This window comes from Flavobacterium sp. RHBU_3, assembly GCF_046613565.1.
Lineage (GTDB): Bacteria > Bacteroidota > Bacteroidia > Flavobacteriales > Flavobacteriaceae > Flavobacterium.
The window spans coordinates 36594-56261 of record NZ_JBKJHC010000016.1; the positions used below are offsets into that span (position 1 = coordinate 36594).

General features: G+C 43.6%; 21 protein-coding genes. 7 read left to right on the plus strand and 14 right to left on the minus strand.

Features of this window, described 5'->3' with window-relative positions; translation table 11 throughout:
• Positions 1-308: 308 nt before the first annotated feature.
• The 3 genes from ACLI1A_RS18100 to ACLI1A_RS18110 are packed head-to-tail and all read right to left on the minus strand — an operon-like array spanning position 309 to position 2455.
• On the minus strand, positions 309-662 hold the full coding sequence (locus ACLI1A_RS18100) for a carboxymuconolactone decarboxylase family protein (protein ID WP_411410105.1): 354 nt from the start codon (positions 660-662) through the stop codon (positions 309-311).
• The gene (gene tatC / locus ACLI1A_RS18105) at positions 662-1480 is read right to left on the minus strand and encodes a twin-arginine translocase subunit TatC (RefSeq protein WP_411410106.1); all 819 of its coding nucleotides are present in this window, start codon (positions 1478-1480) and stop codon (positions 662-664) included. The genes ACLI1A_RS18100 and tatC overlap by 1 nt, the downstream gene beginning before the upstream one ends.
• Before the next feature lie 9 nt (positions 1481-1489).
• Positions 1490-2455, minus strand: a complete 966-nt coding sequence (locus ACLI1A_RS18110; protein ID WP_411410107.1) for an SIS domain-containing protein — start codon at positions 2453-2455, stop codon at positions 1490-1492.
• A gap of 90 nt (positions 2456-2545) precedes the next feature.
• On the opposite strand from ACLI1A_RS18110, the gene recQ reads away from it, so the two are divergent.
• Positions 2546-4741, plus strand: a complete 2196-nt coding sequence (gene recQ, locus ACLI1A_RS18115) for a DNA helicase RecQ (protein WP_411410108.1) — start codon at positions 2546-2548, stop codon at positions 4739-4741.
• Between the two features lie 203 nt (positions 4742-4944).
• Here recQ and ACLI1A_RS18120 read toward each other — a convergent pair whose 3' ends face one another.
• On the minus strand, positions 4945-5184 hold the full coding sequence (locus ACLI1A_RS18120) for a hypothetical protein (RefSeq protein ID WP_411410109.1): 240 nt from the start codon (positions 5182-5184) through the stop codon (positions 4945-4947).
• 72 nt (positions 5185-5256) lie between these two features.
• A complete protein-coding gene (locus tag ACLI1A_RS18125) occupies positions 5257-6204 on the minus strand; it encodes a hypothetical protein (RefSeq protein WP_411410110.1) in 948 nt (315 codons plus the stop codon).
• 222 nt (positions 6205-6426) lie between these two features.
• Between ACLI1A_RS18125 and ACLI1A_RS18130 the strand changes: the two genes are divergently transcribed.
• Positions 6427-7503, plus strand: coding sequence for a DUF2891 domain-containing protein (locus ACLI1A_RS18130; protein WP_411410111.1), 1077 nt, complete (start codon positions 6427-6429; stop codon positions 7501-7503).
• 41 nt (positions 7504-7544) lie between these two features.
• Here the strand turns inward: ACLI1A_RS18130 and ACLI1A_RS18135 are convergent, their stop codons facing one another.
• The 6 genes from ACLI1A_RS18135 to ACLI1A_RS18160 form a co-directional block, all read right to left on the minus strand.
• Positions 7545-7892, minus strand: a complete 348-nt coding sequence (locus ACLI1A_RS18135) for a hypothetical protein (protein WP_411410112.1) — start codon at positions 7890-7892, stop codon at positions 7545-7547.
• Positions 7870-8376: a Panacea domain-containing protein gene (locus ACLI1A_RS18140; protein ID WP_411410113.1), complete on the minus strand. Its 507-nt coding sequence runs from the start codon at positions 8374-8376 to the stop codon at positions 7870-7872. The genes ACLI1A_RS18135 and ACLI1A_RS18140 overlap by 23 nt, the downstream gene beginning before the upstream one ends.
• A gap of 233 nt (positions 8377-8609) precedes the next feature.
• Positions 8610-9473 carry an RNA polymerase sigma factor RpoD/SigA gene (locus ACLI1A_RS18145; RefSeq protein ID WP_020212501.1) on the minus strand — a complete coding sequence of 288 codons (864 nt, stop codon included), beginning with the start codon at positions 9471-9473 and terminating at the stop codon, positions 8610-8612.
• A 213-nt stretch (positions 9474-9686) separates the two neighbouring features.
• Positions 9687-11366 carry a hypothetical protein gene (locus tag ACLI1A_RS18150; RefSeq protein ID WP_411410114.1) on the minus strand — a complete coding sequence of 560 codons (1680 nt, stop codon included), beginning with the start codon at positions 11364-11366 and terminating at the stop codon, positions 9687-9689.
• A complete protein-coding gene (locus ACLI1A_RS18155) occupies positions 11356-11877 on the minus strand; it encodes an RNA polymerase sigma factor (RefSeq protein WP_411410115.1) in 522 nt (173 codons plus the stop codon). Before ACLI1A_RS18155 ends, ACLI1A_RS18150 begins: the two co-directional genes overlap by 11 nt.
• Positions 11878-12097: 220 nt before the next feature.
• Complete coding sequence (locus ACLI1A_RS18160) at positions 12098-13060, minus strand: hypothetical protein (protein ID WP_411410116.1); 963 nt, start codon at positions 13058-13060, stop codon at positions 12098-12100.
• 101 nt (positions 13061-13161) lie between these two features.
• On the opposite strand from ACLI1A_RS18160, the gene ACLI1A_RS18165 reads away from it, so the two are divergent.
• Both ACLI1A_RS18165 and ACLI1A_RS18170 read left to right on the plus strand, forming a co-directional pair.
• Positions 13162-14010 (plus strand): LA_2272 family surface repeat-containing protein, encoded by an 849-nt coding sequence (locus ACLI1A_RS18165; RefSeq protein WP_411410117.1) that lies wholly within the window; start codon positions 13162-13164, stop codon positions 14008-14010.
• A 21-nt stretch (positions 14011-14031) separates the two neighbouring features.
• Entirely contained in the window at positions 14032-14634 is a 603-nt protein-coding gene (locus tag ACLI1A_RS18170) for a CDP-alcohol phosphatidyltransferase family protein (protein ID WP_411410118.1), read from the plus strand.
• Between the two features lie 124 nt (positions 14635-14758).
• Here ACLI1A_RS18170 and ACLI1A_RS18175 read toward each other — a convergent pair whose 3' ends face one another.
• From ACLI1A_RS18175 to ACLI1A_RS18185, 3 genes are all read right to left on the minus strand, one after another.
• Entirely contained in the window at positions 14759-17068 is a 2310-nt protein-coding gene (locus ACLI1A_RS18175) for a polyribonucleotide nucleotidyltransferase (RefSeq protein ID WP_411410139.1), read from the minus strand.
• A 141-nt stretch (positions 17069-17209) separates the two neighbouring features.
• The gene (rpsO, locus tag ACLI1A_RS18180; RefSeq protein WP_322624144.1) at positions 17210-17479 is read right to left on the minus strand and encodes a 30S ribosomal protein S15; all 270 of its coding nucleotides are present in this window, start codon (positions 17477-17479) and stop codon (positions 17210-17212) included.
• A 161-nt stretch (positions 17480-17640) separates the two neighbouring features.
• A complete protein-coding gene (locus ACLI1A_RS18185; RefSeq protein ID WP_411410119.1) occupies positions 17641-18096 on the minus strand; it encodes a GAF domain-containing protein in 456 nt (151 codons plus the stop codon).
• Between the two features lie 80 nt (positions 18097-18176).
• On the opposite strand from ACLI1A_RS18185, the gene xrtF reads away from it, so the two are divergent.
• From xrtF to ACLI1A_RS18200, 3 genes are read left to right on the plus strand one after another with little or no spacing between them, the layout of a single operon-like run.
• Positions 18177-18722 (plus strand): exosortase family protein XrtF, encoded by a 546-nt coding sequence (gene xrtF, locus ACLI1A_RS18190; protein ID WP_411410120.1) that lies wholly within the window; start codon positions 18177-18179, stop codon positions 18720-18722.
• The gene (locus ACLI1A_RS18195; protein WP_411410121.1) at positions 18700-19140 is read left to right on the plus strand and encodes an exosortase F system-associated membrane protein; all 441 of its coding nucleotides are present in this window, start codon (positions 18700-18702) and stop codon (positions 19138-19140) included. The genes xrtF and ACLI1A_RS18195 overlap by 23 nt, the downstream gene beginning before the upstream one ends.
• Positions 19141-19194: 54 nt before the next feature.
• A complete protein-coding gene (locus tag ACLI1A_RS18200) occupies positions 19195-19623 on the plus strand; it encodes an HYC_CC_PP family protein (protein WP_411410122.1) in 429 nt (142 codons plus the stop codon).
• The last annotated feature ends 45 nt before the right edge of the window (positions 19624-19668 follow it).

Here is a 19668-nt window from a genome sequence, read left to right on the forward strand (position 1 = left end):
GTAGCAATTTTATAATGTAACAATTTACCGATGAATCAATATAACGATTTTCTGATGAATCAATGTAACGATTTACCGATGAATCAATGTAACGATTTTCTGATGAATCAATGTAACAATTTACCGATGAATCAATGTAACGATTTTCTGATGAATCAATGTAACAATTTACCGATGAATCAATGTAACGATTTACTAATGAATTAATGTAGCAATTTACCGATGAATCAATGTAACAATTGATGCACTTAGGCATTGATACATTAAACAATTGATACACTGTTACATTAAAAACACTGTTACATTAACTAAACGGATGCACTATCTTCCAGCGCTTCCCAAAACTCGTAGGCACGGCGCAGGTGCGGTATTACTATGGTACCGCCTACCAGTGTAGCTATGCTTAACGCCTCCATAACCTCAGCCTTGGTAAGGCCCTCTTTATAGCTGGTTTCCAGGTGGTACTTTACACAGTCGTCGCAGCGCAGTACGGCACTTGCCACAAGCCCCAGCAGCTCCTTGGTTTTTACGTCAAGGGCGCCTTCCATATAGGCATTGGTATCCAGATTGAAGATACGTTTTATAACCTTATTATCATCGGCCAAAAGCTTTTCGTTCATCTTTTGGCGGTAGTCGTTAAATTCTTGTACTAAGTCTGCCATTATTCCACAGTTTTAGGTGTTTTGTTAGTACGTGCCGCAATAAGTATACTTGCCTCGTACAATATCATTAATGGTATGGTTACCGTAAGCTGGCTCACCACATCGGGTGGGGTTACTATAGCCGCTACAAATAGTATAATAACTATAGCATAGCGCCTGTACTTGCGCAAATATGATGCCGTAACTAACCCCAGTTTAGCCAAAAAGAAAATTATTATAGGCATTTCAAAGGCAAGCCCGCATGATATAACGGTGGTTTTCACCACGCTAAGATACGAGTCGAGGTCGATGTTATTGTGTACTATTTCGCTAATCTTGTAATTTGCCAAAAAGTTGATAGACAGCGGCATAATAAGGTAGTACCCAAACAGCACACCCAAAAAGAACAGTACTGAGGTAGCGGTAATAAAGGACACAGCACCTTTGCGTTCTTTTTCATACAACGCCGGGCGGATGAATTTCCACAATTCCCACAATATAAAAGGGAACGCTATAATAAGTCCGGCTACTATAGAGGTCCATATATCGGTGCTAAACTGCCCGTCCATGGTACGGCTTTGTATAATCAGCGGTATTTCCTGTACGCAAAAGCTTTTGTCCAGGTCGTAGCGGTTAGCCATTTCGCAAAAAGCGCGGTAGGTAATAAAATTACCTTTAAGTGGCGCGAATATAATATCGTCAAATATTTCACGGCTGAATGTAAATGCAATAACAGCCCCAATGGCTATGGCAGCGCAGCTGCGTACTAACAGCCACCTTAGTTCTTCCAGATGATCCAGGAACGACATTTCGCCGCCTTCTTTGTTCTTTTTTGCCATAAAATGGTTTTATACAACTCCTTCTTTTAAAATATCGTGCAGGTGCAGTATGCCTTTGTACTCGCCATTATCTACTACCACAAGCTGGGTAATGGCATGGTTTTCCATAATATTAAAGGCATCTATCACCATATCGTGAGAGGTTATCGATTTAGGATTCTTCGTCATAATATCGGCTGCGGTAACGCCTGCTATGTTGTCGCGGTCGTTTAGCATGCGGCGCACGTCGCCATCGGTAATTACACCAATAACTTTGTTATCTTCCAGCACCGCAGTAACACCCAGCCTTTTGTTCGAAATTTCGTGTATGGCTACCTTCACGCTATCAGTAGGCAGTACCACAGGCCTGCGGCTAACATCCAACAGGTCGGACACACGAAGTAACAGCTTTTTGCCCAGCGCACCGCCCGGATGGTATTTTGCAAAATCCTCAGGTGTAAAACCGCGCAGCTCCATAAGGCAGGCCGCCAGGGCATCGCCCAGCACCAGCTGTGCCGTAGTGCTGTTCATAGGCGCCAGGTTTAGCGGGCAGGCCTCTTTGTCTACATACGAGTGCAGTACCAAATCGGATTCCTTAGCCAGCACCGAATTTTTATTACCGGTCATGCCTATAAGCGTATTGCCGCCACGTTTTAACAACGGAACCAGCGCCTTAATCTCGGGGCTGTTGCCGCTGTTGCTTATGCATATTACCACATCGCCGGGCTGCACCATACCCAGGTCGCCGTGTATGGCTTCGGCTGCGTGCAGGAATAAAGACGGCGTTCCGGTACTGTTTAGCGTAGCTACTATCTTGGCAGCTATAAGCGCACTCTTGCCTATACCGGTTATTACGGTGCGGCCGGTACTGCTGTAAATACGGTTTACAGCTTCGGTAAAATCGTTGTCAATGTAATTTGTAAGGGCAGCAATGCTCTCACTTTCAGAAAGTATGGTTTGCCTGGCAAGCGCCAGTATTGTTTCGGTATCAATCAATCGAGCGAAATATTTAAAGTAAGTTGCTGTTATAAAAGATTTTTGTATCTTTATTCTCTGCAAATTTATGTAAATTACTATTATCATATAATGAAATCGACCGAAATTGACTTACATAAAGAGTTAAAAAAATATTTTGGTTTTGACACGTTCAAGGGCCTGCAGGAAGATGTGGTGCGCAGTATAATATCAGGCCATAACACTTTTGTAATTATGCCTACAGGCGGGGGCAAATCATTATGCTATCAGCTCCCGGCGCTTGTATTGGCAGGTACCGCTATTGTGGTATCGCCCCTTATCGCCCTCATGAAAAACCAGGTAGATGCCATACGCGGACTTTCGTCTGAACCCGGCATAGCCCACGTACTTAACTCCTCTCTTACCAAGACCGAAATAAACCAGGTAAAGCAAGACATTACAGACGGCATAACAAAACTGCTGTATGTAGCCCCGGAATCACTTACCAAGGAAGAATACACCCAGTTTTTACAGAGTGTACCGCTATCGTTTGTAGCCATAGACGAAGCACACTGTATATCAGAATGGGGGCATGATTTCCGTCCGGAGTACCGTAATTTGCGAAACATAATCCGCAACCTGGGCGATGTGCCTATCATTGGCCTTACCGCCACTGCCACGCCTAAGGTACAGGAAGACATACTGAAAAACCTGGACATGCCCGATGCCAATACCTTTAAGGCATCGTTTAACAGGCCAAACCTTTATTACGAAGTACGCCCGAAGCAAAAAACAGTGGAAAGCGATATTATCCGCTTCATACGCCAGCACAAAGGCAAAAGCGGGGTTATCTACTGCCTAAGCCGTAAAAAGGTAGAGGAAATAGCGCAGGTGCTACAGGTAAACGGCATAAGCGCCGTGCCATACCACGCCGGCCTCGATGCCAAAACGCGTGCCCGCCACCAGGATATGTTCCTTATGGAAGATGTAGATGTGGTGGTGGCTACCATAGCCTTCGGTATGGGGATAGACAAACCCGATGTGCGTTTTGTAATTCACCACGACATACCAAAATCTCTTGAAAGCTATTACCAGGAAACCGGACGTGCCGGCCGCGATGGCGGCGAAGGCCACTGCCTGGCGTACTACAGCTACAAGGATATAGAAAAGCTTGAGAAGTTTATGAGCGGTAAGCCTGTAGCCGAACAGGAAATAGGCTACGCGCTATTACAGGAAGTGGTGGCATACGCCGAAACTTCTATGAGCCGACGCAAGTTTATACTGCACTATTTTGGCGAGGAATTTGACGAGATAAACGGAGACGGCGCCGATATGGACGACAACACCCGTAACCCTAAGAAGAAAACCGAAGCCAAAGACCAGGTGGTTACCCTGCTGCAGGTAGTACGCGACACCAAGCAACTGTATAAATCAAAAGAAATCATCTTTACCCTTACGGGAAAAATAAACGCAGTAATAAAAGCGCACAAAACCGATGCCCAGCCGTTTTTTAGTGCCGGTAAGGATTTTGACGAAAAGCACTGGACAGCGCTTATCCGCCAGGTACTGGTAGACGATTTGCTGGATAAGGATATAGAAACCTACGGTATACTTAAGCTTACCCCAAAAGGCGAAGCGTTTATAAGCAACCCGGTTTCGTTTATGATGACCGAAGACCACGTTTATGCCGAAAGCGACGACGATACTACGGTTACGGCATCTAAAGGTGGCGGCGTAGCCGATGAGGCGCTTACCGCCATGCTGAAAGACCTGCGCAAAAAAGTAGCCAAAAAACTGGGCGTTCCGCCGTTTGTGGTATTCCAGGATCCATCGCTGGAAGACATGGCGCTAAAATACCCTATAAACATAGAGGAATTAAGCAGCGTACACGGCGTGGGCGAAGGCAAGGCTAAAAAGTACGGTAAAGACTTTGTAGAGCTTATAGCCCGCTACGTAGCAGATAACGACATTACCCGCCCTGACGACCTTGTGGTAAAAACCACCGGGGCAAACAGCAGCCTGAAACTGTACATTATTCAGAATATAGACCGTAAGCTTTCGCTAAACGACATAGCCAAGGCAAAAGGCCTGGATATGGACGCCCTGCTTAAGGAAATGGAACAGATAGTTTACAGCGGCACCAAGCTGAACATAAGCTACTGGGTAGACGACATACTAGACGAAGACCAACAGGAAGAAATCCACGACTACTACATGGAAAGCGAAACAGACAGTATTAAGGATGCTCTTAAGGAATTTGACGGCGACTATGACACCGAAGAGCTACGCCTGATGCGCATTAAGTTTATAAGCGAAGTAGCGAATTAATTGGTTGATGGTTGATGGTTGTCAGTTGTTAGCAACATCACTCATACATTAGGCAGGCCATTTAAAATACATACCCCAATAGATTACTCTATTGGGGTACTTTTTTGTATTTACGTTTCAGGAATAGTTTTATTTGTAATTATTATTATCAGCAACCGAGTGAAGTTTCTAACAACTGACAACCATCAACCGACAACCATCAACTACAAACCATAAACCTCTCCCCTATGCGGTTTTAAGGCATCGCGTACGGCTATCATGTACTCATCGGTTACCACCATCCATGCGGTGGCATACATATCGTTAATTACCTCATAGCCGGTAATGTTTACAGGCAGTTTTTCTATGGTTATATATTCCTTAAGGTGTATTTCGTGGTGCTCTGCCGTACGTGCAGCAGCAGGTCCACGAAAATCCCAAATCAGTTTTATGTTACGTGACATTCCTTGTTATAAAGTTTAATGCCGTAAAGTTACAAACTTCGGGCGGCAACACCTCTTAAGGCAATATCCTTTTTAGAAATAATACGGACCGGCCCATTCGCTCGTTGTGCCACCACCACAGTTTGCCCTTACGTAAAACGCATCCCAAAGGCAGTACATGTTAGAAATGGTAATACTTTTATTAGAAGTATCAAATGTAGTACCCGCTATGCTTGGCGTTCCGCCTTGCTCCACAATACACACAGTATAGTTATTAGCATTATACGGGTCGGCCCAGGTCATGTGGCGTGTAGCTCCGTTTCCGCTATTGCAAGACCCGGACAGGGTAGTATATCCCAGGTTAGTAGGCTTAGGACAACCTACTATGGTAGTTTTTGTATACTTTACATTTTCACTGGTATCGTTTGGAGCACCTTCCCAGCATACCGCTTTTATATAAAAATCATAAGCAGTAGACGGTTGAAGGTTGTCTATAGTAAGATAAGGCGAAGAAGTACCGGTTTGCACCTTGGTACCGCTACCTAATGCAAAACCTGCAACACCATACTCCACTATATAATAACTGGGCGACGAGTTATTGTAATACATATACACATCCATACTGGTAGGACTGTAAAACTGCGAAAAATCGGCAGTTACAGTACCGGTGCATATTTTTTGTGCCGTTGTAACACTTTTTAAAGGGGTTACCTTACTGGTATGCTCGGTATCACAAACACCCGTAAAATATACGTCATACGTAGTACTTGGGTTCAGGTTATCTATTACAATATTACTGTTCGAGGTTACAAAACTGGTTCCTGTACCCTGTGTAAAACCGGCAGGCCCATATTCTACCCTGGTAGAATTAGCATTGCTGTTACTTAATATATCTATATATATTATTGTAGAATCAACACTATAGTTCATTACTTTAACCTGTCCGCACGAATCGCCTTCATCTCCCGAACACGAAACCATACCATAAATCAATCCGATGTTTAATGCCAGAAACAGCATCAACCTAAGTTTTTTTGTCATAACGAAGTGTTTAATAATTGTTGGTTACCACTGTTTTTCAACAGAGTGTTGGCAAAAATAGTTAAAATACAACTTAATACACAAATAAACTTTTTATAAAAAAGATCATTAGTTACAGTACATCACCTCAATTACTCCCACTGTAAACACTACCGTATTTTGCAGTGATTATAAAATCATTTGCCTCCTAAAAATCGCTGTTTTCAGCAAAAAAACTTATTTTTGAAGAACAACAAAACCTTTATGAAGCATCTTACTACTATCCTGCTATTTTGTACCACCCTGTCTTTTGCACAACAACTCACCCCTGAGCGTGCAAACGGGCTGGCTCACCTACCCATGAAATGCCTGCAACAGGAATACCCAAACAAGCTGGGGCAATTGTTAATGGACTCTACAGAGATAGGCAGCCCTAAAAAACTGCACCCGGCATTTTACGGTTGTTTCGACTGGCATTCCAGCGTACACGGCCACTGGAGCCTGGTGTATTTACTAAAGCATTTCCCTAACCTGGAAAACCGCGAGGAAATCATCAATAAACTGAACATTAACCTCAGCAGGGAGAACATAGCACAGGAAGTAGCCTATATGAGCAAGAGGCATGAAAAATCGTTTGAACGTACCTACGGCTGGACATGGCTGCTAAAACTACAGCAGGAACTGGACACTTACAACGAACCCTTTGCAAAAAAACTGAGCCAAAACCTGCTGCCACTTACTAAGCTGGTATGCGACCGCTATATAGAATTTATGCCAAAGTTGGTTTATCCGCTGCGTGTGGGTACGCATACTAATACGGCTTTCGGACTTTCGTTTGCGTGGGATTATGCCGAACACTCAAAAAACAAAGCACTACAAGACTGCATAGAACAGCACTCACTTCGATTGTTTCAAAACGATATCGACTGCCCGTTTGCGTGGGAACCCAGCGGCACTGATTTCCTTTCGCCCTGCATGGAGGAGATAGGGCTTATGCAACGCGTACTGTCTAAAAGAGATTTCCTGAAATGGCTGAAAGGTTTTGCGCCAAAACTGTTTGATAAAAACTACAACTGGGAACCCGGAAAGGTAAGTGACCGCACCGACGGGCTGCTGGTACACCTGGACGGACTGAACTTTAGCCGCGCCTGGAACCTGTACCGCCTGGCAAAACAATACCCAAAACAACTGGGACACCTAAAAGCCCTGGCCGACGCACACCTTACCTATTCGCTGCCTGCTATTGTAGACGGCAACTACGAAGGCGAACACTGGCTGGCGAGTTTTGCGCTGCACGCGTTTGAGGAGAAAGGAGAGTAATCCATTTAAGATTTAAGAGTTTAGATTTAAACTCGCTGAAATTAACCAGCTTGTTTAAACAGATAACGCATTACAATAAGGAAAATACCCACCACCGTAGCCAGCGATGTGGTAATAAGCGTTACCAGTACGGTGTCGGACAGGTAAAAACAGGTAAAGTTATTAAACCCCTGAAAGGCTATAATACCTAATATTATAAGCGTAAAAAACACGAGGAATACAAACACCAGCAACGCGTATTTTTTGCGCTCTTTGCGGTCTTGCTGGCGGTCGGCTATTTCCTCACCCTGTAGTGTGCTTTGCCTCACTACCACATCTAATTCAGCCTCATTAAGAGGAGCATCGCCCGTATCCCTTAATAACGAATTAAGCTGTTCTGTTCCTTGCATCGATATATTTTTGTTCAAGGTTACCTACAAACTTGGTGTAGTATCTTTTTATAAGGTCGTCGCTTATCACTTTATTGCGGTTCGGTTCGTATGATAGCGACCATGGTGTATTGCCCTGGTGCGTAAGCGACACAAGGCTTCCTCCCGACACATCCCTATACACGTTCCAAACAACGGCCACTACTTTCTTTATGTTTTCGTCTTTAACCTCCGGGGTTACAAATTCGGTATCGCTTTTGGCAACAATAGATTTTGAGGTTATCGGTTCCGACTGAAAGTGCTTAAACTCATGGTACAGCGAGGGCACTACAGGGCCAAATTTCCAGGCTTCTATAGCATCAGGAAATGCTTTTTGGTTTAGTATAGCCAATGAAAAGCCCTGCGCTATATAGCACAACTTAGCCAACTGCAGATTAGTTAACTGCTTACCTGTTTGTTCTGCAAGTTTTAAAAACTCATTAGCTACCGCATTTACACTTTCCATTGCACTTTCCTTTCTGTGGTTTACACAAATATACTAAACTTTAGTATGCCTGTAAAAATAAAAAACTCCGGTAATCAGCCGGAGTTCAATCATCAATCAAAAAACGAACAGTTATTGAACTGTTGGTACTTTTATATCTAAAAAAATATGTTTTTAAGCCATTTCGGGCTGCAAAATACAAATTAATTTCTAATTACGAAAACCCTTTTTGTAGATTTTTCGTTATGAAGCAATTAGCCCAAATAGGTTTTAAGTATTTTGCTGCGCGATGTATGCTTTAGCCTCCTGATAGCCTTTTCCTTGATTTGGCGCACGCGCTCACGGGTAAGGTCAAAGGTTTCGCCTATTTCCTCAAGGGTCATAGGGTGCTGGTCGCCAAGGCCAAAATAAAGCCTTACTACGTCAGCCTCACGAGGGGTAAGTGTTTCAAGGGCCCGCTCTATCTCGGTACGAAGCGACTCGTGGATAAGCTCCCTGTCCGGGTTTGGCGACTCGCCAGAGCGAAGTACGTCATACAGGTTAGAGTCTTCACCTTCCACAAGCGGTGCATCCATTGACAGGTGGCGTCCGCTGTTTTTCATGCTTTCCTTAACGTCGTTTACGGTCATATCCAGCTCTTTGGCTATTTCCTCGGCGCTTGGGGCACGTTCGTTGCTCTGCTCAAGCAGGGCATACATCTTGTTGATTTTGTTAATAGAACCAATCTTGTTCAGCGGAAGCCTTACAATACGTGATTGTTCGGCAAGAGCCTGAAGTATAGACTGGCGAATCCACCATACAGCGTAAGAGATAAATTTGAAACCACGGGTTTCGTCAAAACGCTGTGCAGCTTTTATAAGGCCAAGGTTACCTTCGTTAATAAGGTCGGGTAGTGTAAGACCCTGGTTTTGGTATTGTTTTGCAACCGATACCACAAAACGAAGGTTAGCTTTAGTCAGTTTTTCAAGGGCGCGCTGGTCACCTGCTTTTATGCGCTGTGCCAGTTCTACCTCCTCATCCGCAGTGATCAAATCCACTTTACCAATCTCCTGGAGGTATTTGTCTAAAGATGCAGTTTCCCTGTTGGTAACCTGCTTTGTAATTTTTAACTGTCTCATGTATAAAACTCCTGAGTTAAAATTTAATATTCAGTAGTTATACGTATAGAGTATCAAAAAGGTTACAAGGTTGGGTAAAATAATTTTATTTTTAACAAATTATTAAATTTTACACCTAAAAATGAGGTAGTTATAAAAAATGAAAACACCGCACCCTGTACCTGGTGCGGCGTTTCCTGGAGAAAACTAGCTTAGCTTAGGTAAAAACTAAAATTATTTTAGGTCAAAATTATATTGCAGTCCTGCCCTAACGGCAACACTAAAAGGATTTGTCTTGTTTGGTTCCTTATTAAAGGTGTTTATGTAATATTTAAAGTACGGTTCGGCATTTATCTGTAATGCCGGCGTTATGGCATAATACAGCTGTAAGCCAGCCCCGGCACTAAAACTAATATTATCATTCATCCTTACACTGCCTACATTCATGCTAAGTGTACTGCCTTGTGCCGTTAGCGTATTAGTACCCACACTTATAGCACTGGTACCCACAAGGGCACTAAGCCCAAACCTGCCCGACGTAAGGCGGTATTCAAACTCCAACGGTATTTCCAGCAATGATGTTTTTTGTGTAAGATTAAAACTACTGTCGCCAAAAGCATCTGCTAACGTTTGGTTAGACACCCCATTGTTATAGTCTACTCCGGTAAAGTCATCTGCCACCCCGCCTCCGCTTGTTGCCGTTGCGTTTTTGGTTTCCTGTTCAATTTTAGCAAACAGCACCCCGGCACGCAGGCTGGCTTTTGCCGAAAAACGGTATCCTATATAAGCACCATACCCTAGAGATAGTTTAGTATCTGCCGCATTACTGTTAAACCTTGCATCTATCAGGCTTTGTCCATCCTTAAACATAAACTCAGCCGGTGCCGCGTATGCAAAGGCATAAAACTCTTTGTAGTCAAGGTTTACCGCCGTACCGTTCTGGTTATCTTTACTCTTGCTTTTATTTTGTTTCGGTATGCTGTCTTTATGTGTTTTTACCACACAGGCACTATCAGTATCGCATATATATGCCACAATGGGGTTAGCCCTGTTATTACGGTAATTGTACTGGCTGTTTTGTGCAGCTATCTCCTTACGGGTTGCAGCACTGTTTTCAACTTCTTCGGTTATACCTTCACCGGTTTCTTCGGTAGCTTTTACAATTTTAGATTTTGAACCTGCTGTTTTGCCCTGCGCCTTTTTCTTACCCGATTTTTTACCCGCAGTACGGGCATTGGCTACAGCATCATTACTATCACCGTTACTAAATACAGGCTTGGCAGTAACGCCGTTTCTTGCAGCATAACCGGTAACATAGGTGCCGGTTATGCCGTATTTTTCTTTTGCACTGCTTGTGCGCAATGTTTTGCCGGTTGCTTTATTTACACTTCCCGAAGCTGTTGCCACACTGCTTTTAGCATAGCCACCTGTACCGCCCGAAGCTGTTTTTTTATCAGCTTTACCCAAAAGACTGTTTGCTTTTTTATTAACTGAAGTAACGGTTTCCTTACCGCTTATGGCATCGTCGTTTTTATTGTTTGTAAGGCCGTCTCCCGACCCCACAACACTTTGCTCATCCTTAGCAAGGCCATTATCTTCTACCGCGGTTTCCGTATTATTTTCACGGGTAGTGCTACCATTTATCACCTCTCCGGCTACGGCAGGGCTACCCGAAGATTTTGGTTTTTTGTTTTCGCTGTAAGCATTGTACAACCATACCCCGCCAGCAAGCAGCACTATAAGCACTATAGGCGCAGTACGTTTTAGCCAATACGCAAAATAGCGTTTTTGTTGGCTGCGGCTCAGGGCAAGATCAGCCCTGATTTTATCCCACGTGGCATCAGAAGGTGTTTTTTCATACCCTTCCAACTTAGCCCTTATAGCACGCCCAATGTCTTTACTATTACCCTCCATTGCTTACGTAGGTTGGATATACACTATTTTTTTTTTCTAACTTCTGTTTTAGCAACGCCTTTGCCCTGTGCAGGTTGCTCTTACTGGTACCTTCGCTAATGCCCAGCATGGCTGCAATTTCCTTATGCGAATAATCATCCAGCTCGTACAGGCAAAATGCCAAACGATACTGATCGGGCAGCGCCTGCACCAGTTGCAGTATGTATTCGGCAGGAACATTCATTTCTTCATCCGTTACCGTAATTTCCTGCGGCAGGTTGTCTTTTACAGGCACCAGGGTAATCATCTTTTTATAACTTTCTATAGCCTTATTTATGGTTATACGCTTCATCCAGCCTTCAAAAGAACCACTACCCTGGTAGCGGTTTATGCCCGTAAAAATTTCTATAAACGCATTGTGTAAGTTATCCTCGGCTTCCTCAATATTGCGGCAGTACTTAAGGCTCAGCGAAAAAAGCGTAGCCCGGTAGGCCACATACAACTCTTGTTGTGCAGCAACCTTTCCTTTCATACAACCCTTAATTATTTTATCGAGGTTCAAATCCGGTAACTTTTTAAATCATAAAATTAATTTAAGTTCTACACAACCAGCAATTCTTTTTCATAGCATTTTTTTTACTAAAACAAAGTGTGTGGTTTTGATTTAGCTTGTTTGCCTGCGTTTATATCCTTTAGTATGCACAGTTGTAAAAAGGTTGCGTTAAAAAGCAGAAAATATTTTTCTTTTTTTCTTAAAACCCCGTTTCGCTCTCCGTACGCATGCGTTGCAGATAGCTTTCTATCTTTTGGTGCCCCCGGTTAAAAAACACCTTCCTGTCGCGTGCGCCACTACTGTTCAGCAGCATGGAGTTCTTTATCTGCTGTCCAAAAAACCGCTCGGTATTACTGCACGTAGCAGCATCGTCTGTAATAAAATATCCCAGTAAGGTATAAGGCACAAACAACGACTGTTTTTGCGGAGCGGTTATCAGCACATTGTTATTTAGTATCAGCAACTCGTTATAATACAAGTGGTACCTACTACCCTCTTTACAGCAACGGGTTTCGGCATCGGTAAGTACTTGTGCCAAATCAGCACACAATAACGCAGCACTGTTAAGGCTTAGCAAACCCGACTTATAAAAATAATACAGCTGCTGCAACGTACTGTTTATAGTGGTATCGTTCCATATTTCGTGTACTTCAAGGCTGTTGTATACTTTGCGCAGGGCTTCGCCGTGCTCCAGTAACGGCACTGATACGGTAAAATCTTCAAAGCGGCTGTGCAGCCCCTCGCCCGAAAGCAGGTTTAGCCACACATATATTTTAAACTTACTAAGCAATGTACCGCCTACCATATGGAACAGCGGTATGTCCTTAGCCGAATAAAACATCCTGGCACCATTCATAGTAGCAAACATACCTATGTTTTGCGCCGACTCTTTAAGGTAACGCGCCATGTCGTCGGGTGTACGTATTTCGGCGGTTTTACGGGTTAGCACCACCTCATCATTCCTGAAAAGGCTGTCCATACTAATACCGAAGTGCGTACACAGGGTAATGGTTTCATCTATACTAAAACGGCTTTTTAGCGATACCCTGCGGTGCGCCGCATCATACGACACCTGTAGTACGGTAGCTATGGCATCTATAAGCGATGCATCGGGTGCCTGCCGCTTGCGTATTTGTTTCAGCAATAACTCTTGGTTGGTCATGATTTGTGATTTTCGCAAAATGCACTGTAAATATAATTGTTTTACACAGAACCACTTGTATTAATAGCAATAAGTTTGGGTATATCAAAAACCTTATTATTATGAAAACAAAACGAATTTTAGTACTACTGCTACTTGTGTTAGCACCGGCAACCGCTTTAGCACAAAAACATAAACTGCGCATTCCCTTTGGGCTTTACACTACCGGCAACAGCGATATATACGGAATATCTACCGGCATAGGATCTGACACTTATATGGACAGCGATACTGTAAGCGTACACTCTAACGGGCTGCGCATAGAACCCATATCGCAGTCACTGTTGTTTTTCACCCTCATTTTTCCAATTAAACATGTAAATTATCCCAACCAAGAAACTGCATTTGCTGATTTTAATAAAAAAGTACCCAACGAGGTTATTAACGGCATTAACCTGAGCTGCGGTACCAATGCCTTTGCAAACCTTAACGGCATTACTGTTTCTGCCACGGTGCAGTCATTAAAAAATACAAATGGCATATCTCTTGCAGGAATTTCAAACAGTTCTTATAAAAATAACGGCATACAGATGTCATTTTTTAATACCGGCTCATATTACAGTAAAGGATTGCTTGTGGGCGGTTTCCAGACCGGGGTATATAAAGGGAGAAGGGTGCATGCCGCATTCTGGTACAACGAATACAAATATTTTGACGGCTTTATGATTTCCGTTGCCAATGGCTGTTTGTCAAAACCCGAAGAGTTCCGCGGGCTTCAGTTAGGTGTTGTAAACCGCACAAAAAAACTTAAAGGCATACAAATTGGCCTTTGGAACATAAACGAGAAACGCTCTCTACCCATTGTAAACTGGAATTTCAACAACAAGCCCCCTAAACCCAAAAAGAAAAGAACAACATGGATAAACCAATCAGCGAAAAGAAATATGAACCAACAAACACACCACAATTAACCAACCCTAATTTTAATCGAAATGAAAAAAATACCGTACCTCTTAATACTGTTTCGGCTGCTGCTGGGGCCGTTCATGATATATTTAACCTACAGTTTTGGCGCATCGCTGCGACAGCTACTTGCAGGGCTATTGCTCCTGGGTATACTCTCTGATATTTTTGACGGCATTATAGCCCGAAAACAAGGCACTTCTACAACATTTATACGCCGCCTGGACAGCCAGATTGATGTAGTTTTTTGGCTGTGCGCCGGGTGGTGCGGATGGCTATTAAACCCGGAAATTATCATCGAAAACCGCTACGCCATCATCACCCTTTTTGTAATGGAAGGCCTTACCTACGCGTTCAGCTTTGCCAAGTTCGGCAAGGAAACCTGTACGCATGCACTGCTCAGCAAGCTGTGGGGCATAACACTGTTTGCTGCCTTTACTTCCATTTTAGGTTTTGGCTACGCAGGCATTCCTTTTGCGCTTGCGGTGATATTTGGCATTATTTCGCATATCGATGTATACCTCATCATTTTCCTGCTACCCAAATGGACACACGATGTACCCAGCGCATGGCATGCGTGGCAACTGCGCCAGGGCAGGGATATTAAACGAAATAAATTGTTTAATGGGTAAACTAAAAGGATAACCTAGTCTTTCAGCTCACTTTAAATACAAAAAACGTTGTGGCGCAGGTATAAAAAAACCTGCCACTTTACAGTAGCAGGTTTTCTATTAGAATTAACCTATTTCAGTACGATTAAGATTCTTGTGGTGCGTCGCCCTTGTCTTCACGAGGGGCACGGTCGTCTCTGCGATCCTGGCGTGGGCCACGGTCGCGAGAGTTACGGTCATCCCTGCCGCCACGGTTATCGCGTGGGCCACGGTCGTTACGGTCGCCACGGTTATCGCGTGGTCCGCGGTCTTCGCGTGGAGGACGCTCCTGGTACCCTTCAGGTTTAGGAAGCAGCGCCTTGCGCGATACTTTCTCCTTCTTGGTCTTAGGATCGATACCAATGTATTTTACATTAAATACATCGCCCATGTTTACTATGTCGGTTACGTTTTCAGTACGTTTCCAGTCTAGCTCGCTTACGTGTAGCAGTACTTCATTGCCCGGAGCAGCAGTGTATTCTACCACTGCACCAAAATCAAGAAGTTTTATAACCTTCACTTCGTATGTTTCGCCCACAGCAGGCTTAAATACGATAGAGTCGATTTTCTTAAGTACCATTTCAATTCCTTCTGGGCTTGTACCAAGGATTTCCACTTCACCCTGCTCGTTAACCTCGTTAATAACGATGGTTGTACCCGAAGCCTTTTGAAGTTCCTGGATAACCTTACCACCAGGACCAATAAGCGCACCAATAAATGCACCCGGAATGGTAGTCATAATGATCTTAGGAGCATGACGCTTAACCGTTTCACGAGGCTCGGCAATAACTTCAGTCAGTTTACCAAGGATGTGAAGGCGTCCTTCTTTAGCCTGTTCAAGGGCTTTCTCCATAATATCGTAGCGAAGGCCTTCAATTTTAATATCCATCTGGCAAGCGGTAATACCATCAGCCGTACCGGTTACTTTAAAGTCCATATCACCCAGGTGGTCTTCGTCACCAAGGATGTCGCTAAGTACAGCCCAACGGCCTGTAGCATCGTCTGAGATAAGACCCATAGCGATACCCGAAACCGGCTTTTTAAGCTTCACACCGGCATCCATAAGGGCAAGTGTACCGGCACATACGGTAGCCATAGAAGATGAACCGTTAGATTCAAGTACTTCAGATACCACACGTACAGTATACGGGTTCTCTTCAGAGATCATGTTTTTAAGTGCACGTTGTGCAAGGTTACCATGGCCTACTTCGCGCCTTGATGTTCCCCTTAGTGGTTTAGCCTCACCTGTAGAGAACGGAGGGAAGTTATAGTGCAGGTAAAAACGCTCTTCGCCTTGTTCAGACGGAAGGTCGATGATATTTGCCTCACGCGATGTGCCCAGGGTTACAGTAGCAAGTGCCTGAGTTTCGCCACGGGTAAATACCGATGAACCGTGTGTAGATGGCAGGTAATCTACCTCACACCATATAGGGCGTATTTCGGTAGTCTTACGGCCGTCAAGACGTATACCCAGGTCAAGGATTACGTTACGCACAGCTTCTTTTTGTGCTTTGTAAAGGTATTTACTGACAAGCTCACCTTTTTCGGCAAGTTCTTCTTCTGTAAAGGCAGCCAGTACTTCTTCCTTCACTACGCTGAATTTCTCAGAACGCTCGCTCTTGGCAGAACTTTCCTGTGCTATAGCAAAATATTTGTCATAGCTCAGTTCGTATACTTTGGCTTTCACCTCGTCGTCATTAGCTTCAGGCTCGTACTCACGGAAACCTTTGGCTACAGCAGCCCTTAGTTTTTCCTGTACGGCAATCTGAACTTTAATGGCTTCGTGGGCAAATTTAATAGCTTCCACCATCTCGGCTTCAGATATTTCTTTCATTTCACCCTCTACCATGGCTACAGAGTCGGCGCTGGCACCAATCATCATATCGATGTCGCTCTCTGCAAGCTGGGCTTTACTTGGGTTAATGATAAACTCGCCGTTTACACGACCTACACGTACTTCAGAAATAAGTGTGTAGAAAGGTATATCAGATACAGCAAGGGCAGCCGAAGCGGCAAGACCGGCAAGAGCATCAGGCATCACATTTTCATCGTGGCTCATCAGCTGTATCATTACCTGTGTTTCGCAGTGGTAGTCGTCCGGGAAAAGCGGGCGCAGTACCCTGTCTACAAGGCGCATGGTAAGTACTTCAGCATCGCTTGGCCTGGCCTCGCGCTTGAAGAAACCTCCCGGAAAACGACCTGCAGCTGCAAACTTTTCGCGGTAATCTACCGTAAGCGGTAAAAAGTCTACTCCGGGATTAGCGGTTTTAGCTGCTACTACTGTACCTAGTAGCATAGCGTCGCCCATGCGTATAACAACAGAACCATCTGCTTGTTTTGCAAGTTTACCCGTTTCGATAGAGATGGTACGACCGTCTCCTAAATCAATAGTTTCCTTAATAACGTTTGGAATCATACGTTTCATTTCTTTTGATTAAACAATGGGTTGTTGTTGTGTTGTTGTTGCGTAGTTGTTTAGTACCCAATGAAAAACCAAAACTTTTTCTAAAATTTCTATAAAACAAAAAGAGGCGCGCCGGCACCTCTTCTCATTCGATTATTTCCTGATGTTAAGTTCTTTCAGAATCTCACGATATTTGTTGATGTCTTTCTTCTTCAGGTAGTCAAGAAGGCTCCTTCTTTTACCTACAAGTTTCACAAGAGAACGCTCAGTGTTGTAGTCATGACGGTTCTTCTTAAGGTGACCTGTAAGGTGGTTAATCCTGAATGTAAAAAGAGCAATCTGCCCTTCAGTGCTACCGGTGTTAGTAGCGCTTTGGCCATGTTTAGCGAAAATTTCCGCTTTAACTTCTTTAGTTAAGTACATGCTAATATTATTAAAATGATTATTATGTATCCGGGATTATCCCGATTTTGGGTGCAAAGGTAAATAAAAAAACTATATCTACAAGTTTAATTTTGTTTCAGGTTTAAAGTTTCAAGTTCAGAACATTAAGACAAACATGAAACTTTAAACCTGAAACAAAATCAAAACAGCTTCGCTACCTCTTCGTTTACAAATTCCAGGAAGCGCTCGTCTGCCTCCGTAAAGGCATCCAGTACATGGCTGTCTATATCTATCTGGCCTATGTTAGCACCGTTTACAAACAGCGGAATTACCACTTCGCTTTTTACGGTAATGCTACAGGCTATATAATTATCCTGTGCAGTAACATCGGGCACTACAAAGTTTTTGTTGCTTACGGCTACCTGCCCGCAAATACCCTTGCCAAACGGAATTACGGTATGGTCTGTAGGTTCGCCCGCATAAGGCCCCAGTATAAGCTCTTCTTTATCGCCGTTACGGAAATAAAAGCCTACCCAGTCATAATAATCTATATTATCGCGCAGTAAGTGGCATAATTGTAGTAGTTTATCTTCGCGTAGCGTGTTTTCGTGGTGTAGTATATCTTTAACCTTAGGCTGAAGTTCTTCAAATGTCATAGTATCAGTGTCATAAAATTTATGCAAAGGTACTTAGTAAACCACTGATGATTTGTATATTTTTGTTAAAAATTGACCTGATGAAATTTATTTCAGACAACAAAGCCTTCTTTATGTTCCTGCTGCGTTTTGCAGGATGCTATCTGGCACTGGCCGGCATTTACTGGCTGTACTTAAGCCAGTACACCACCCCTACTCCAGACGGCATTACCACAGCCGTAGCCCACCAAACCCTGTGGGGCATACAATTTCTGGGAGAACAGACATACATGACACCCCACCTTACCAATCCCTCTTGGATATTTTATATAAACAACGAGCGAATAATGCAAATAATAGAAGGCTGCAACGCCGTAAGCGTAATGATACTTTTTGCAGCGTTTGTAGTAGCATTTTATACCCGTTTTAAGCAGGTAATGCTTTTTACAGTTGCCGGAATTGCTATTATACACATATTAAACATAGTACGCATAACCCTACTGGGTGTGGCGGGCTACCACTACCACCAATACTGGCACTTCTTGCATGATATAGTCTTTCCGCTGTTTATCTACGGAGTAGTGTTTTTTTTATGGGTAATATGGGTAACAAAATTTTATTCTAATGCAAAAAAAACTAACCCTTAGCCCGCTCAACTGGGCAGGTATAGCCTTACTGCTTGTACTCATTGTATGTGTACGCATCTTTGAACAAAGCCTGTTTTACGATCCGTTGCTCGCATTTTACAAACACACCGGAAAAACCGTACTACCACCCTACCATACCGGGCTGCTGCTGCTGGGGTATGCCTTCAGGTACGCCCTAAACACCATATTATCATTAGGCATACTGTGGCTGGCGTTTAAAGACATGGAGGTTATAAAAGTCACGGCAATATTATACGTGGTATTGTTAGCGGTATTCTTATCAGGGTTATATATATTGCTAAGCCTGGAATCACCCCCGCTAAAAGGCATATTTTACCTGCGCAGGTTTCTTATGCAACCTATGCTGCTGTTGCTGTTTGTACCCGCATTTTATTACCAAAAACACTTAAAAGCGTAATATTTTTTCACACATTACCGTTAGTAAATAATTACTTTCCATACCTTTGCACCGGTGAAACTAAAAAAACACATAAGCATTATACTTTCAGCGCTTGTATTGTTTAGCAATATAGGCCTGATGCTCAATGTACATTTTTGCCACGGGCAGGTTTCAAGTGTTGCCATTACTTATAAGTCGGCAGCCCGCTGTGAGATGCCTAAAGCACACCACAAAAAAGCCTGCTGCGCAGTTGCGGAAAAAGCCTCAAAAAAAAGCTGCTGTAAGCACGGCACCGTAAAGCTGGAAGACAAGAGCGACAAAACCCTTGTAAAATCGCTTCAGCTGGATTTAGGCGCTTTCTACATTTCCGAAGCTTATAACGAGCCACTTTTTGTATACAATGCTCCGCTTTCTGTACAGAAAGATACACCTGCGTTTTATACCGAAACAAACGCGCCGCCGCTCTACAAACTGTATTGCCAATACGTTTTATACGCCTGAATTTCATAGTTTTTATGACTGGTTCCCAACCTTTAATGGGAAAAT

What these genes read in the sequence shown, in the direction of transcription:
- ACLI1A_RS18100 (WP_411410105.1), bottom strand. Translation starts at nt 662, where the DNA reads ATGGCAGACTTAGTACAAGAATTTAACGACTACCGCCAAAAGATGAAC.
- tatC (WP_411410106.1), bottom strand. Translation starts at nt 1,480, where the DNA reads ATGGCAAAAAAGAACAAAGAAGGCGGCGAAATGTCGTTCCTGGATCAT.
- recQ (WP_411410108.1), top strand. Translation starts at nt 2,546, where the DNA reads ATGAAATCGACCGAAATTGACTTACATAAAGAGTTAAAAAAATATTTT.
- ACLI1A_RS18120 (WP_411410109.1), bottom strand. Translation starts at nt 5,184, where the DNA reads ATGTCACGTAACATAAAACTGATTTGGGATTTTCGTGGACCTGCTGCT.
- ACLI1A_RS18125 (WP_411410110.1), bottom strand. Translation starts at nt 6,204, where the DNA reads ATGACAAAAAAACTTAGGTTGATGCTGTTTCTGGCATTAAACATCGGA.
- ACLI1A_RS18135 (WP_411410112.1), bottom strand. Translation starts at nt 7,892, where the DNA reads ATGCAAGGAACAGAACAGCTTAATTCGTTATTAAGGGATACGGGCGAT.
- ACLI1A_RS18140 (WP_411410113.1), bottom strand. Translation starts at nt 8,376, where the DNA reads ATGGAAAGTGTAAATGCGGTAGCTAATGAGTTTTTAAAACTTGCAGAA.
- ACLI1A_RS18145 (WP_020212501.1), bottom strand. Translation starts at nt 9,473, where the DNA reads ATGAGACAGTTAAAAATTACAAAGCAGGTTACCAACAGGGAAACTGCA.
- ACLI1A_RS18150 (WP_411410114.1), bottom strand. Translation starts at nt 11,366, where the DNA reads ATGGAGGGTAATAGTAAAGACATTGGGCGTGCTATAAGGGCTAAGTTG.
- ACLI1A_RS18155 (WP_411410115.1), bottom strand. Translation starts at nt 11,877, where the DNA reads ATGAAAGGAAAGGTTGCTGCACAACAAGAGTTGTATGTGGCCTACCGG.
- ACLI1A_RS18160 (WP_411410116.1), bottom strand. Translation starts at nt 13,060, where the DNA reads ATGACCAACCAAGAGTTATTGCTGAAACAAATACGCAAGCGGCAGGCA.
- ACLI1A_RS18165 (WP_411410117.1), top strand. Translation starts at nt 13,162, where the DNA reads ATGAAAACAAAACGAATTTTAGTACTACTGCTACTTGTGTTAGCACCG.
- ACLI1A_RS18170 (WP_411410118.1), top strand. Translation starts at nt 14,032, where the DNA reads ATGAAAAAAATACCGTACCTCTTAATACTGTTTCGGCTGCTGCTGGGG.
- ACLI1A_RS18175 (WP_411410139.1), bottom strand. Translation starts at nt 17,068, where the DNA reads ATGATTCCAAACGTTATTAAGGAAACTATTGATTTAGGAGACGGTCGT.
- rpsO (WP_322624144.1), bottom strand. Translation starts at nt 17,479, where the DNA reads ATGTACTTAACTAAAGAAGTTAAAGCGGAAATTTTCGCTAAACATGGC.
- ACLI1A_RS18185 (WP_411410119.1), bottom strand. Translation starts at nt 18,096, where the DNA reads ATGACATTTGAAGAACTTCAGCCTAAGGTTAAAGATATACTACACCAC.
- xrtF (WP_411410120.1), top strand. Translation starts at nt 18,177, where the DNA reads ATGAAATTTATTTCAGACAACAAAGCCTTCTTTATGTTCCTGCTGCGT.
- ACLI1A_RS18195 (WP_411410121.1), top strand. Translation starts at nt 18,700, where the DNA reads ATGCAAAAAAAACTAACCCTTAGCCCGCTCAACTGGGCAGGTATAGCC.